Source organism: Candidatus Polarisedimenticolaceae bacterium, from assembly GCA_036275915.1.
In the GTDB taxonomy this organism is placed as follows: Bacteria; Acidobacteriota; Polarisedimenticolia; order Polarisedimenticolales; family DASRJG01; genus DASRJG01.
Window position 1 is genome coordinate 713996 of sequence record DASUCV010000004.1, and the last position, 14455, is coordinate 728450.

Below are 14455 nucleotides of genomic sequence, written 5' to 3' on the forward strand. Positions count from 1 at the left end.
CGTGGCGCCTCAGCGATACGCCCAGGAACGATCCATCTTGCCGGACGTGAGGACCGCGTCTTCGGTGAACGCGTCGAGCTTTGCAGGGCGGGACCAGCTTGCCGGATCGGCGACGCCGTCGGCGCCGGTGCTGACGATCGTGTAGGCCTGACCGTCCTTGCAGGTGTAGAGGAAGTCGTGGCCCCACGCGTCGCGCGTCGGCGCTTTGCTCACGTAGATCGGTTCGATCGTGGCGACGATCGCGGCGAGCGAGCTGCCGACCGGGTAGGTCTTGTGGTCGACCGCGTAGGCCTCGATCGCGGTGGCGAGAGTGCGCATGTCGTCCATCGTCCATCGGGCGCGCTCGGCATCGGTTGGAATGGATGGTTGCGGGACTGCCGCCAGAAGAAGGCCGAGGATCAGGGCAGCTTTCATGACCGGCTCCCTTATTGTCCTAATGTCCTAGGACAATATACAAGCCTTTTGCAGCCGGTCAAGCGGTCTTGAAGAAATTTTCGGCGGCAGTCAGTTCCCGAACGACGGGGAAGGGCGGAAGGGACTTGAGGAAGGTCTTCCCGTAGGACTTCGTGAGCAGGCGAGGGTCGAGGACGGCGAGGATTCCCCGGTCGCCGCGGCTGCGGAGCAAACGGCCGAGACCCTGCTTCAGGTCGAGGACCGCCATCGGCGTCTGGTACTCGGCGAAGGGGTTCCCCTCGTTCTCGCGGATGCGCTCGATGCGCGCGGCGACGAGCGGGTCGGTCGGCACGTCGAACGGCAGCTTGTCGATGACGACGAGCGAGAGCGCCTCGCCCGGGACGTCGACGCCGTGCCAGAAGGAGCTCGTGCCGAGGAGGACGGCGCGCGGCGTCGCCTTGAAGCGCTCGACGAGGGCGACCTTGCTCCCCTCCCCCTGGACGAGGAGGGGCCACCGGCCGGAACGCTGGAGGTGCTCGGTCGCGCGCGCGAGCGCCTGGTGGCTCGTGAAGAGGAGGAACGCGCGTCCGTCGGTGAGGGCGAGCAGCGATTCGATCTCGGCCATCGCGCGTGCGAAGAACGCGGGCTCGCGCGGCTCCGGCATCGCCTTCGGCAGGTAGAGCACCGCCTGGCGCGCATGGTCGAACGGCGACTCGACCACCATGGTTTCCACGTCGCTCAAGCCGAGCCGCTTCTTGAAGAAGTCGAACGAGCCGCCGACGGAGAGCGTCGCCGACGTGAGCACGCAGGCGTGGAGACGATCGAAGAGCGATGTCTCGAGAAGGTTGCCGACCTCGATCGGCGCCGCCGAGAGGATCACGTTGCCGCGCCCCCTCGCCTCCATGCCGTAGACGTAGCCGGGCGCGTCGCGCTTGATCACGCCGGCGATCGTGTCCTTGAGGTCGCGGGCGCGCTGCTCGACCGCCTCGAACTTCGGATCGGCGACGTCGTCGAGCGCCCGAGAGAGCGTGAGCCACTCCTCGTCGAGATCGACGCCGCCGCGGCTCGGCGGCTCGAAGCGCTGGCGCCCCGAGGCGCTTCTCAGCGCATCCTTGACCGGCGCGAAGAAGGTCCGCGCCGCGTCGCGGAGAACCGACGCTCCGCCTCCGCCCTTCGCCGGCCCGCCTGACTTCGCCGCCGCCCGTTCGACGTCGCGCGCCAGCTCCTCGATCTGGTTCGCCGACACGGTCGTGCCGAAGTAGAGCGTGGCGATCTCCTCGAGCTGATGCGCCTCGTCGAAGATGACCGTGTCGTAGTCGGGGAGCACCGCGCCGTACGCGCTCCGCACGGCGAGATCGGCGAAGAAGAGATGGTGGTTGACGACGACGATCTGCGCCTGCTGCGCGCGGCGCTTCACCTTCGTCAGCCAGCACATCTCGTATTCGGGGCACTTCGAGCCGGTGCAGGTGTCCGCGCGCGCGTTGATGTCGCGCCAGAAGCGGAGATCGTCGGGAAGCTCGGCGACCTCCGCCCGGTCGCCGCTGTCGGTCGTCCGGCTCCACGCCGCGAGCACCGGCAGGAAGCGGCGCTCGTCCCGGACCTCGAGGAGGGGCTCGTGCGCGAACGCGTCGAAGCGCGTCCGGCAAAGGTAGTTGTCGCGGCCCTTCATGAGGCACGCGGAGACCTTGAGCCCCGCGCGTTCGCTCAGGAACGGCAAATCCTTCCGGAAGATCTGGTCCTGGAGGTTCCGCGTCCCGGTCGAGACGACGATCCGCCGCCCCGACGCGATCGCCGGGATGAGATACGCGAACGTCTTCCCCGTACCGGTTCCCGCCTCGACCATGAGACGGCCGCCGTCCTCGAGGATGCGGGCGACCGCCTGGGCCATCTTCGACTGGCCTTCCCGGTGCTCGTACGTCGGGTGCACGGAGGCGAGGCCGCCTCCGGGCGCGAAGAAGTCGGACGACGCCATCAGGCCCGCGCGGGAAGCCGCGACGCGTAGAGCGGGAACCGGGCGGTGAGCGCCTCGACCTCGCCGGCGAGATGTTTGAGCGCCGCCTCGTCGTCCCTCGCGTCGAGCGCTCGGGCGATCAACGCGGCAATCTGGTCCATCTCGGGCTCGCCCATCCCGCGTGTCGTCACGGCGGCGGTCCCGATCCGGATCCCGCTCGCGACCATCGGCGAGTTCGTGTCGAACGGGATCGTGTTCTTGTTGACGGTGATCGCGGCCTTCTCGAGCGCCTTCTCGGCGACCTTGCCGGTGATCGACCTCGAGAAGACGTCCATCAGGAAGAGGTGGTTGTCGGTGCCGCCGGAGACGAGTCGGTAACCGTGCGAGGCGACTGCCGCGGCGAGACGCGCAGCGTTCGCGACGACGCGCCCGATGTAGACCTTGAACGACGGATCGAGCGCCTCGCCGAAGGCGACCGCCTTCGCGGCGACGATGTGGACGAGCGGGCCGCCCTGGATGCCGGGGAAGACGACCTTGTCCAGCTCCTTGGCGTGCTCCGCTTTGCAGAGGACGAGGCCGGCGCGCGGTCCGCGCAGAGTCTTATGCGTCGTCGTGGTGACGAAGTCGCAGTGCGGGACCGGGCTCGGGTGGTGGCCCGTCGCGACGAGCCCCGCGATGTGCGCCATGTCGGCCATGACCTTGGCGCCGTGCGCGTGCGCGATCGCGGCGATCTTGTCGAAGTGGATCGTCCGCGGGTACGCGGAGGCGCCGCAGACGATCAGCTTCGGCTTGTGCTCCTTGGCAAGCTCATCGAGCCGGTCGTAGTCGAGCCGTTCGTCCTCCTTGCGGACGCCGTAGGCGACGAACTTGTAGAGCTTTCCCGAGAGGTTGAGCGGATGGCCGTGCGTCAGGTGGCCGCCGTGGGAGAGGTCCATGCCGAGCACCGTGTCCCCCGGCTGGAGCGCCGTCATGTAAACCGCCTGGTTCGCCTGGCTGCCGGAGTGCGGTTGTACGTTCGCGTGCTCCGCGCCGAAGAGCTGCTTCGCGCGATCGATCGCGAGCCGCTCGACGACGTCGGTGAACTCGCAGCCGCCGTAGTAGCGCCGCCCGGGATATCCCTCGGCGTACTTGTTCGTGAAGACCGAGCCCGCGGCCTCGAGCACCGCTTCGCTCACGAAGTTCTCGGAGGCGATGAGCTCGAGCCCCTTCGACTGGCGCTCGGTCTCGTGGAGGATCGCGTCGGCGACGGCGGGGTCTTGCGCGCGGAGGCTCTTCGTCGGGTCGCTCATGGGGTCTCCTGAAGCTGGGCGATCTTCTCCGTTCGACGAGCGTGCCGGCCGCCCTCGAAGGTGTGGGTGAGGAACGCCTCGAGCGTGTCTTCCATGACGCCCATCCCCGAGACGCGTCCGCCGAGGCAGATGATGTTGGCGTCGTTGTGCTGGCGCGCGACGCGGCCTTGATAAGGGTCGGTGCAGTGCGCGGCGCGGATCCCGCGGACTTTGTTCGCGGCGATCGACATGCCGATGCCCGTGCCGCAGATGAGGAGGCCGAGCTCCGCGCGGCCCTGGACGACCGCGCGCGCCACGCGTGCCGCGAAGTCCGGGTAATCGACCGACGCGAGCCCGTCGGTGCCGTGATCGTCGACCTCGTGACCGTGCGCCACGAGCCACTTCTTGAGCTGCTCTTTCGCTTCGAACCCCGCGTGATCGGCCCCCGCCGCGATCTTCATGGCTGGTCCTCCCTCCGGAGCTGCTCCAGGCTCGGGATCGGCACGGCTCCCATCTCGGCGAGCCGTGCGTGCTCCGCCAGAGCGTAACCGTCGGTCATCGCGGCGAGGTGATCGGCCAGAAGCCGCGTGTAACGGTGGTCCGCTCGATATGCCTTGGCCTCCCGCTCCCGGTGCTCGCGGGACAGGTCCCTAAAGTACCTCACGCCGGCGGTTTCCTTCATCCGGAAGAGGACGTGGTCGTCCAGGAGCGCAGGGTCGGCGAAGTAGGCGGCGAAGAGGCCGAGGACGACGCGGCGGCCCCGGGCCTCGACCCGTTCGGCTTCCCCGCGGTGGAGGCGCGCGGTGAGGAACCGTTCGAGCTCCGAGACGAGCGACTCGCCTCCCGCCGGAAGGGCGATCTCCTCGCCCGTCACCGCCTCGTCCCGCTTCTCGCGAAACGCCTTCGGGCTCGAGATCTTGTGCGCGGTCTTCCACTTGGCGAGGCTCGCCTGCGAGGCCAGGATCGCGCCGGTCACGAGGAGGTGCGTGAGGCCGCGGTGGATCGCGTTCGCCGCCGCGAATCGGCCGCCGCCGCGCGGGTAGCGCGCACCGAGCTTCCGCTTCAGCTCGCGGATGGCGCCGAGCTTCTCGACCTCGGCGAGGCCGGCGGTCCCCGCCTGGAGCGCGTCGTCGAGATCGTGGAGCGCCGACGCGAGACGCACCGCGAGGGCGACCACTTGCGCCTCGAAGAGCGGCGGCATCCCCCAGCGCAATCCCTCGGGAGCGGGCTCTTCCGCGAGCGGAGCGCCCCCCGCCTTCACGATCCCCTCGCGGGTCGCGTCGGTGAGGTTCAGGCCCGGGTGGCCGTAGCGCTTCTCGAGGAGGTCGACGACGCGTAGCCCCTGCCACGCCGGCGAGAAGCCGCCGCGATCTCCGAGCCCGGGCCCGCCGCGCCCGTCGCGTCTCCCGGCGAGGAGATCGTCGATCGCCTGGACACCGGCGGGGCCGAACGGAGGCTGGCCGAGATCGTGGCCGAGCGCCGTCGCCTCGACGAGGTCCTCGTTCAAGCGGAGCGCGCGGCCGATCGTGCGGGCGACCTGCGTGACCTCGAGCGTGTGCGTCAGCCGGTTCCTGCGGTGGTCTTCGTAGGCGGGGAGGATGCCGGCGATCGCCTTGTGCCGCAGGCGGCGGAAAGCGCGCGAGTAGACGATCCGGTCGCGGTCGCGCTGGTAGGCCGTCCGGTAGTCGAAGGCGCGCCCGTCGTCCTCGAGAGGGTGGCGGCGCACGCCCTCGGACGACCGGAGCGCATAGGGCGCCAGACGCGCGTCCTCCTCGCGTTCCATCGTCTGACGCATGCTTTCGGCCATGAAGAGCGGATGCTACACCCCGGCTTGAAAGGGCTCCAAACGGACCCTACGTTTGCAGCGACGGAGGGACCATGCCGATCGTCATCGACACCGATCAGTGCGAGAGCTCGGGCGCGTGCGAGCTGGTCTGTCCCGAGAACGTCATCGAGATCCACGAGGGGCGGCCCGTCATCGTGAACAACCTGGCCTGCACCTCGTGCTGGAAGTGCGCCGAAGTCTGCATCGCGGGGGCGATCGACGTCGATTGACTAGAATGCGGTCCTCATGGCCGGCCCCGCCTCCACGATCGTCACCGAGCTCGAAGCCCAGACCGACCTCGCCAAGGCGCTGATCGCGCGCGCGCAGGCCCGCGGCGCGTTCCTCATCTGGCGCGCGCAGGCCACGAGGGCGGCGCGCCTTCTCGTGCGCTCCGGGCGCGTCGAGGAAGCGGTCGTCGCCCAGGGCTCCGGCCACGGAGTCCACGCCGTCCTGGACGACGGCCGCAGCGCATTCGGAAGCCGCGACGACTTCGGTCCCGAGCCTTCCGCGGCGCTCCTCGACGCGACGATCGACGCCGCCTCCTCCGGCGGCGCGCTCGGGGTCGCCGGCGGCTCCTTCGCGCCCGACGCCCCGTCGACCGCGCGCGACCTCCCCGCCGGCATCGCCGCCTTCGACGCGCTCGACCTCGACGCCGCGTCGGCGCGTCTCGTCGCGCTCGAGCGCGAGCTGACGTCGGATCTTCCGGGCGTCACGACGACGCTCGCCTTCCAGGCGGTCCTCGAGGTGTGGCGCATCCTGCGGTCCGACGGCGCCGACGTGCTCTTCGCGGTCCCGCGCTGCGTCCTGCGGGCGTCGCTGAGCTCCTCGGGCGACGCGCGCCACACCGTCGGCGCCTCGCTCGCCGACCCGAGCCCACGGATGTTCGACGATCCGGCCGCCGTCGCGACGTTCCTCGCCCGCGCGCGCGCCGCGGGCAGCCTCGCCGCGGCGCTGCCCGACGCGCCGACCCATCCCGCGGGCTCGTTCCCGCTCGTCATCGACTACGCGCTCGCCAAGGGGCTGGCGCACGAGGCGTTCGGACACGCATCCGAAGCCGACGGGTTCCGTTCTTCGGTCCTCGCGCGCGACGGTCGGTTCCGCTCCGGCGACACCGTCGGCCCGGCGCACGTCTCGGTGATCGACGAGCCGGTGCAGGGCGACTTCGCGTGGCAGCCGTACTCGGCGACCGGGTCACCCCGCCGCCGCGCGACGATCGTCGATCATGGACGCTTGAGGGACGCGCTCACCGACGCGTGGTCCGCGCGCGGCGCCGGAACGGCGCTCACCGGCGCCGACCGCGCCGAGTCGTTCCGCTCCGCACCGCTTCCCCGCATGTCGAACATCCGGATCGAGCTCGACGATCCGCTTCCCGCCCCGGGGGCCTTCGAGGATTACTCCGCCGAGCGCGTGCGCGATCTCCTCGGGGACGCGGGAATCTTCTCGCGCCATCGCCGCGTCGCGTTCCTCTCCGGCTACGGCGGCGGTCAGGTCAACCCGCCGACCGGCGACTTCGTCTTCAACTGCAAGGCGATCTACGCGCTCGGCCCGGACGAGGTCGTCCTGCACAAGCCCGCCATCTTCTCCGGGTCGATGTTCGGTGCTCTCGGCGCGGTCCGCGAAGGCTTCGGCCCGCTCAAGCTCGACGCGATCGGGAGCTGCGGCAAGTGGGGCCAGAGCGTCCCCTCCTCCGGGGGCAGCCACTACTTCCTCGTTCTCGATCCCGATCCGGGCGTGCGCCTCGGCGGACGGTGACATGGAGGTCGCGGCGCTCCTCACGGCCCTCCGCACGGCGCGCCCTCAGGGCCGCGCGATTGCCGGCTTCAACTTCGACATCACGACGATTCGCCGGCTCGTCATCGGCACGAAGGACCGGGAGACCGGCGGGCCGCACGCGCCCGTGAGCCTCTCCGACTCGCTTAACGCCCGCTTCAAGCTCGTGTGGGACGACGGCCGCGTGAGCCGCGGCGTCATGGAGCGCCGCGCGATCGAGTCCGACCCGCATCCGGTCCTTGCATCGGCGCTGGCTGCCGCCTACGACGACCCCGACGCGCGGACCATCCTCGGACCGTCGGCGTTTCCCGACGTGCCGACCCTCGACCCCGGCACGGTGAAGCTCGCCGAGGGTGCGATCGACCCGTTCGTCCCTCGGCTCGAGGCCATCCGCGCGCGCCTCGCGGATCATGGCCTCAAGACGTGGAGCGGCTCGATGCAGGCCGCGCACGGGAATACGCGCCTCCTCACCTCCGCCGGGCTCGACGTCGAGGCGGAGGGAACGTCGACCTCGTGGAGCGTGAGCTTCGACGGCGAGAGCGTCGGCGCGGGGAAATCGGGGCGACGCCTCGAGCCGTTCGAGGAGTTCGCCCTGCGCCTCGATCGCCTCGTCACGCTCGTCCTCGCCCTGCGCGGCACCGCACCGGCGCGGCCGGGGGGCGTCGTTCCGGTTCTGTTCCATCCCGGCGTCGTCGAGGACTACGTGCTCGCCGTCCTCCTCCACAACTTGGACGGCGAGCAGGTCGCGCACGGCACCGGCGCGTTCACGCGCGCGCAGTTCGGCTCCGGCTTCGCGTCGTTACGACCGGACCTCACGCTGCGGACCGACCCGCTCGTCCCGTTCGCCAGCGGCGCCTACCGGTTCACGCGCGAAGGCGTGCCCGCAGCACCGGTCACGCTGATCGACCGCGGCCGTCTCGCGACCCCGATGCTCGACCTCAAGTACGCGCGCCGCCTCGGCCTTCCGCCGAACGCACCTCCCGCGGCGATGGACACGCTCTTCTTCGAGGGCGCGTTGGCGATCGACGAGCCGGCGGCGCTCGGCGCCGCGGCCGGCGGCGTGCTCGTCCTCGGCGTCCTCGGCGTGCACACGCAGGACTTCACGAGCGGCGACTTCTCGCTCTCGGCCCCGCAGTCGCTCGCGATCGGGGCGAACGGTTTCGAAGGCCGCCTCCGCGGCACCGTCTCCGGGAATCTCTTCGAGCTGCTCCGCTCCGACGATCTCGCCTTCGTCCGCTTCCCCGGGGAGACGACCCCGGGGCTCCTCGTGCGGTGCCGCTTCGACGCTCAGTGATTCGGGCAGACGCGCTGCTCGCCGGTGCAGCCGAAGGCCAAGGTCAACACCGCGAGGTCGTCGCCGTCGAGGCACTTGTCGCCGTTGTAATCGAGGCGCCCCCACGGCTCGCCGGCCGGGTCCTGCGAGCATGCGCCGAACGAGCGGCCCATCGTCGCCAAGGTGATGCCGTCGACGCGGGACTGCCCGGCGAGGGCGAATCGGGAGCACACCGCGTCGTCCTTCACGCCGTTGCAGTCGTCGTCGACGCCGTCGCAGAGGTCGAGCGCGCCGGGGTGGATCGCCGGGTTGGTGTCGTTGCAGTCGAGCGGGCATCCTGTTGCGGGAGCTCGGCCGGCGCCGTCGCCGTCGACGTCGATGCAGCTGTCGCACGCGTCGCCATAACCGTCGTGATCGATGTCGGTCTGGGCCGGGTTCGGTGTCCCCGGGCAGTTGTCGCAGGCGCTGCCGAGCCCGTCGCCGTCGTCGTCGATCTGATCGTTGTTCTGGACCCCCGGACAGTCGTCGATCCGGTCGACGACGCCGTCCTGATCGACATCGGCGCAGACGCCGGTATCGATCTCGGCCGCGCGCGAGGCGGCCGGCGGGTTGTGGAATCGGAGGCATTCGAACGCTTGGAGCCCGAGGTTGTCCCCCGTGAGGTACGGATACATGACGTAGTTCGAGAGCGAGGCGTGCTCGAGCCCGATATTGTGACCGAACTCGTGCAGCCAGAGCATCGACTCGTGCTCGGGGATCCGCACGAGGATCATGCCGAAGCCGTTGACGAGCGAGCAGCCGATGACGTTCGTCCCCCCGACACCGTCGCACCAGTTGATGATCCGCACGATCTTGATGCGCTGCGTGCCGGCTTTCAGAACCGCCTCGAGCTGGCTCTCGTCGTTGATGATGTCGTTGCCGTCGGTGAGCGTCCCGAACGTTCCGCCCGGGGCGCCCAGGTGCAGCTCGCTGCAGCAGGCGACGTCGTTGTAGAAATCGGCCCTGCCGGAGATGAGCGCCGCCTCGCCGAGGAGCTGCTTCGCGACGGCGTCGCGCATCCCATACTGCGGGCTGATCGCGACCGCCGCGTGGTTGGCGTAGGTCAGGTTCGCGGCGACGCCGCGGGGCGACGTGTCCTCGACATAGGCGACCGCCGCCGGGTTCGCCGGCGCCGGCGAGGCGAGCGCCTTCCCGTCGAGCGGTGCCGGGAACGACGAGGGCTTCAAGGTGGCACCCGGCGCGAGCGCGGCCAGGCTGCGCTCGGCTTCACGGCCGAGCAGCTCCCGGGTCTCGTCGTCGTACGCGCCGGTCACCGCCGGGTCGCCGCCGGCGATCGCCGCGAGCGCGGACGCGGCCGCCGGATCCCCCGCCTCGGCGATGAGGCCCAGGGCGCGCGGCACGAGGAGGACCGCCCGGTCGTCGGGGGGAGCGGCGGGATCGCCGACGGGCTGGGCCAGAAAGCCCGCGAGTCCGGAGGTCGCCGTCTTCGAGCGGAGGTGGCCGAGGAACGCCACGACGTTGTCCCGCCTTGGAAAACCGGGATCTTGAAGGAGCTCGAGGAGCTCCGGAACTCCCTCGGGCCCGACCTCCCGAGCGGCGATCTCATCGGTCATCCCGTGGATGTAGGTCACGAGCGCGGCGGCGCGGACGCGGTCCCCGGCGGCGGCCGGCGGAGCGGTCACGAGAGCCGTCAAGAGCACGGCGGCCGGAACGAGCTTGCCCACGGGTCCCCCACGATGATTGCCGAAAGGGTACGCGGCAACGCGCCTGCCGTCGATACCGGAATGGTGGGTTATCGTGGCGCCCATGGACGAAAAGACGCGCGCCGAGGCCAGCGTCCGGACCTGCCCCAACTGCGGGGCGGAGCTTCAGGAGAAAAAGTGCAAGCTCGTCTGCCCGCAGCCGGCCTGCGGGTACTACGTGAGCTGCGCGGACTTCTACTGACTTGACACCGCCGTCCGGCCATCGCAACACACCTGTGTCGAAACACTCGTTCGAGGTGTGAACCCATGCGAATGGACCGGCTCACCATCAAGGCCCAGGAGGCCCTTCAGGAAGCGAGCGCCGCGGCCCAGAGCCACGGCCATCCGGAGATCGGGCCGCTTCACCTGCTGCTCGCGCTGACGTCCCAGCAGGACGGGATCGTCGCGCCGATCCTGGAGAAGCTCGGCGCCGATCCGCGCGCCGTCACCGCCCGTACCGAGGAGCGCCTCGGCTCGATCCCCCGCGTCAGCGGCGGCTCGGAGCTGGGGATGTCCCGCGGCGTCGTCGAGATCCTCCAGTCCGCCGAGAAGGCGGCGAAGGAGTTCCAGGACGAGTACGTCTCGACCGAGCACCTGCTCCTCGCGATCGTCCGCGGCAAGTCCGAGGCGGCCGAGATCCTGCGACAGCTCGGCGCGACGCCCGACAACATCCTCCACGCGCTTCGCGAGGTCCGGGGCGCGTCCCGCGTCACCGACCAGAATCCCGAGGCGAAGTATCAGGCGCTCCAGCGATACGCGAAGGACCTCACCGATCTCGCGCGGCGCGGCAAGCTGGATCCGGTGATCGGCCGCGACGAGGAGATCCGCCGCGCGATCCAGATCCTGGGACGCCGCACCAAGAACAATCCGGTGCTCATCGGCGACCCCGGCGTCGGCAAGACCGCGATCGTCGAGGGGATCGCCCGCCGCATCGCCGACGGCGACGTGCCCGAGACGCTGCGCGACCGGCGCGTCGTCGCGCTCGATCTCGGCGCGCTCATCGCGGGCTCGAAGTACCGCGGCGAGTTCGAGGACCGTCTGAAGGCCGTCCTCAAGGAGATCCAGGAGTCCGAGGGTCGGGTCATCCTCTTCATCGACGAGCTGCACACGCTTGTCGGCGCCGGGGCCGCGGAGGGCGCCGTCGACGCGGCGAACCTCCTGAAGCCCGCGCTCGCCCGCGGCGAGCTGCGCTGCATCGGCGCGACGACCCTGAACGAGTACCGCAAGTACATCGAGCGCGACGCCGCGCTCGAGCGCCGCTTCCAGCCGGTGATGGTCGGCGAGCCGTCGGTCGAGGACACGATCTCGATCCTCCGCGGTCTCAAGGAGCGCTACGAGACCCACCACCGCGTCCGCATCCAGGACGGCGCGATCGTCGCCGCGGCGACCCTCTCGCACCGCTACATCGCCGACCGCTTCCTCCCCGACAAGGCGATCGACCTCGTCGACGAGGCGGCCGCGAAGCTCAAGATGGAGATCGACTCGGTCCCGGCCGAGGTCGACGAGATCCAGAGGCGCGTGACCCAGCTCGAGATCGAGCGCCAGGCGCTCAAGCGCGAGCGCGACCTCGTCTCGAAGGAGCGCCTCGGCAAGCTCGAGCGCGAGCTGGCGGACCGGAAGGAAACGCTCGCCGCCGCGAAGTCGCGCTGGCAGGCCGAGAAGGACTCGATCGTCAAGATCGCGTCGCTCAAGGAGAAGCTCGAGCAGACGAAGACCGACGCCGAGCGCGCGCAGCGCGAGGCGGCGTACGAGCGCGCCTCGATGCTCCAGTACGACGTCATGCCCAAGCTCCAGAGAGACCTCGAGGCCGAGAACGCGCGCCTCGCCCTGATCCAGAAGGACGGGGCGATGCTCAAGGAAGAGGTCTCGGAGGAGGACATCGCCGAGATCGTCTCCAAGTGGACCGGGATCCCGGTCTCGAAGATGCTCGAGGGCGAAGTGCAGAAGCTCGTCCATCTCGACGAGCAGCTCCGAGCACGGGTCGTCGGCCAGGACGAGGCGGTCCGCGCCGTCGCGACCGCGGTCCGCCGCGCGCGCGCCGGCCTCAAGGATCCGAACCGTCCGGTCGGCTCGTTCTTGTTCCTCGGCCCGACCGGCGTGGGCAAGACCGAGCTGGCGCGCGCCCTCGCCTTCACCCTCTTCGACGACGAGCGCGCGATGATCCGCATCGACATGTCCGAGTACATGGAGAAGCACTCGGTCGCCCGCATGATCGGGGCGCCTCCGGGCTACGTCGGCTTCGACGAGGGCGGGCAGCTCACCGAAGCGGTGCGCCGCCGCCCGTACTCCGTCGTGCTCCTGGACGAGATCGAAAAGGCGCACGGCGACGTCTTCAACGTGCTGCTCCAGGTGCTCGACGACGGGCGGCTCACCGACGGACGCGGCCGCACGGTCGACTTCAAGAACACGATCCTCATCATGACGTCGAACCTCGCGTCGTCGTACATCCTCGAGAACGCGGGCGCCGACGCCGGCACGATCCGGCGGCACGTCGACCGGGCGCTCCGCGAGGCGTTCCGGCCGGAGTTCCTGAACCGGATCGACGACACGGTGATCTTCCGCGCGCTCGATCAGACCGATCTGCTCGCGATCGTCGACATGCAGCTCGACCGCTTCCGGAAGCTTCTGGACGAGCGGCGGATCGAGCTCGTCGTCACCGACACGGCGAAGTTCAAGCTCGCCGAGGACGGCTACGATCCGGCGTTCGGCGCGCGTCCGCTCAAGCGGGCGATCCAGCGGCAGATCCAGGACCCGCTGGCGCTCAAGCTCCTGGACGGCTCCGTCAAGCCCGGCTCGCGGGTCACGGCGAGCCTCGAGAACGATGAAATCGTGCTGCATACCGCGGAAGTGGTCGTAAATTGAACGGCATGGCGACCGACTGGGATCCGGTCCGCGACCTTCGCAATCTGCGCGAGCGCGTCGACACGCTCTTCCAGGACGTCCTCGGCCGCGCGGCGACCGATCCCGCGTCCGACGCGTCGGGCGCCTGGCGTCCGCCGGTCGATGCGTGGGAAGACGGCGATGCGTACGTCGTCCGCGCCGACCTGCCCGGCGTCGCGCCGGGCGACGTCACGATCGAGGTCGAGAGCGGCGTCGTCCACGTGCGGGGCGACCGCCTCTCCGAGCCGCCGGTGACCCGCGATGCGCTCCTGCGCGCAGAGCGGCCGCACGGCCGGTTCGGGCTCGCGCTCACGATCCCGCCGTCGGTCGACCCGCACGGCATCGAGGCGCGCCAGAAGGACGGCGTGCTGGAGATCGTCTTCCGGAAGCGCCGCGGCGCACTCCCCGGACGGGTCCGGATCGAGCTGAAGTAGCGCTCGCCCGCGGCGCCCCGCGGCGCCTGATAGAATTCGAAACGAAGAGGAATCGAGAGAAACCATGTCCACCACGAACTATCTCAAGACCGCTCTCCTGCTCGGTCTCCTGACCGGGCTCATCCTCGCCGTCGGCGGGGCGCTCGGCGGGCGTCAGGGAATGATCGTCGCGCTCGTCCTCGCCGGCGTCATGAACTTCGCGTCGTACTGGTTCTCCGACCGGATCGTTCTCGCCATGTACCGCGGCCGCGAGGTCTCCCCGGCCGAGGCCCCTCGCTTCCATGCGATCGTCGATGGCCTCGTCGCGCGCGCCGGCCTTCCGAAGCCGAAGCTGTACCTGCTCCCCGGCGACTCTCCGAACGCCTTTGCGACCGGGCGCAACCCGCAGCACGCGGCGGTCGCGGCGACCGACGGGATCCTGCGCCTCATGACCGATGAGGAGCTCGAGGGCGTGATCGCCCACGAGCTCGGCCACGTCAAAAATCGCGACATCCTCATCTCGTCCGTCGCGGCGACGATCGCGGGAGCGATCACCTTCCTCGCGCACATGGCGCGCTGGGGCGCGATCTTCGGCGGGTACGGCGGCCGCGACAACGAGCGCAGCGGGAGCGGCAACATCTTCGTCCTCCTGGCGACGGCGATCCTGGCCCCGATCGCGGCGCTCGTCATCCAGATGGCGATCTCGCGCTCGCGCGAGTACGGCGCCGATGCGACCGGCGCCGCGATCGCCGGGTCGCCTTACGGCCTGGCGCGCGCGCTCGAGAAGCTCGACGCCTACTCGAAGCGCATCCCGATGGACGCCTCGCCGGCGACGGCGCACATGTTCATCGTCGCGCCGTTCACCGGGTCCGCTCTCATGAAGCTCTTCAGCACGCACCCGCCGATCGCCGAGCGCGTGCGCCGCCTCCTGGGGCGCTGA

Annotated in this window: 13 protein-coding genes; 7 read left to right on the forward strand and 6 right to left on the reverse strand. The window is 70.1% G+C overall.

Annotated features, from left to right (window positions below):
* Window positions 1–9: 9 nt before the first annotated feature.
* From VFV19_05425 to VFV19_05445, 5 genes are read right to left on the reverse strand one after another with little or no spacing between them, the layout of a single operon-like run.
* Window positions 10–414, reverse strand: coding sequence for a type II secretion system protein GspG (locus VFV19_05425; GenBank protein HEX4823729.1), 405 nt, complete (start codon window positions 412–414; stop codon window positions 10–12).
* A 58-nt stretch (window positions 415–472) separates the two neighbouring features.
* Window positions 473–2365 (reverse strand): ATP-dependent DNA helicase, encoded by a 1893-nt coding sequence (locus tag VFV19_05430; protein HEX4823730.1) that lies wholly within the window; start codon window positions 2363–2365, stop codon window positions 473–475.
* Entirely contained in the window at window positions 2365–3633 is a 1269-nt protein-coding gene (glyA, locus tag VFV19_05435; GenBank protein ID HEX4823731.1) for a serine hydroxymethyltransferase, read from the reverse strand. The genes VFV19_05430 and glyA overlap by 1 nt, the downstream gene beginning before the upstream one ends.
* Window positions 3630–4073 carry a ribose 5-phosphate isomerase B gene (rpiB, locus tag VFV19_05440; protein HEX4823732.1) on the reverse strand — a complete coding sequence of 148 codons (444 nt, stop codon included), beginning with the start codon at window positions 4071–4073 and terminating at the stop codon, window positions 3630–3632. Before rpiB ends, glyA begins: the two co-directional genes overlap by 4 nt.
* Complete coding sequence (locus tag VFV19_05445; GenBank protein ID HEX4823733.1) at window positions 4070–5419, reverse strand: HD domain-containing protein; 1350 nt, start codon at window positions 5417–5419, stop codon at window positions 4070–4072. The genes rpiB and VFV19_05445 overlap by 4 nt, the downstream gene beginning before the upstream one ends.
* Before the next feature lie 71 nt (window positions 5420–5490).
* Here VFV19_05445 and VFV19_05450 point away from each other — a divergent pair, with 71 nt between their 5' ends.
* The 3 genes from VFV19_05450 to VFV19_05460 are packed head-to-tail and all read left to right on the forward strand — an operon-like array spanning window position 5491 to window position 8501.
* On the forward strand, window positions 5491–5667 hold the full coding sequence (locus tag VFV19_05450; protein HEX4823734.1) for a 4Fe-4S binding protein: 177 nt from the start codon (window positions 5491–5493) through the stop codon (window positions 5665–5667).
* 16 nt (window positions 5668–5683) lie between these two features.
* Entirely contained in the window at window positions 5684–7189 is a 1506-nt protein-coding gene (locus VFV19_05455; protein ID HEX4823735.1) for a metallopeptidase TldD-related protein, read from the forward strand.
* Between the two features lies 1 nt (window position 7190).
* Window positions 7191–8501, forward strand: a complete 1311-nt coding sequence (locus tag VFV19_05460) for a metallopeptidase TldD-related protein (protein ID HEX4823736.1) — start codon at window positions 7191–7193, stop codon at window positions 8499–8501.
* Here the strand turns inward: VFV19_05460 and VFV19_05465 are convergent.
* Window positions 8495–10204 carry a MopE-related protein gene (locus VFV19_05465; protein HEX4823737.1) on the reverse strand — a complete coding sequence of 570 codons (1710 nt, stop codon included), beginning with the start codon at window positions 10202–10204 and terminating at the stop codon, window positions 8495–8497. The genes VFV19_05460 and VFV19_05465 overlap by 7 nt on opposite strands.
* A gap of 82 nt (window positions 10205–10286) precedes the next feature.
* Between VFV19_05465 and VFV19_05470 the strand changes: the two genes are divergently transcribed.
* The 4 genes from VFV19_05470 to VFV19_05485 all read left to right on the forward strand — a co-directional run bounded on the left by VFV19_05470 (window position 10287) and on the right by VFV19_05485 (window position 14455).
* The gene (locus VFV19_05470; GenBank protein ID HEX4823738.1) at window positions 10287–10424 is read left to right on the forward strand and encodes a hypothetical protein; all 138 of its coding nucleotides are present in this window, start codon (window positions 10287–10289) and stop codon (window positions 10422–10424) included.
* A 65-nt stretch (window positions 10425–10489) separates the two neighbouring features.
* Window positions 10490–13084 carry an ATP-dependent chaperone ClpB gene (gene clpB, locus VFV19_05475; protein ID HEX4823739.1) on the forward strand — a complete coding sequence of 865 codons (2595 nt, stop codon included), beginning with the start codon at window positions 10490–10492 and terminating at the stop codon, window positions 13082–13084.
* A 5-nt stretch (window positions 13085–13089) separates the two neighbouring features.
* A complete protein-coding gene (locus VFV19_05480; protein HEX4823740.1) occupies window positions 13090–13536 on the forward strand; it encodes an Hsp20/alpha crystallin family protein in 447 nt (148 codons plus the stop codon).
* A 64-nt stretch (window positions 13537–13600) separates the two neighbouring features.
* A complete protein-coding gene (locus tag VFV19_05485) occupies window positions 13601–14455 on the forward strand; it encodes a zinc metalloprotease HtpX (GenBank protein HEX4823741.1) in 855 nt (284 codons plus the stop codon).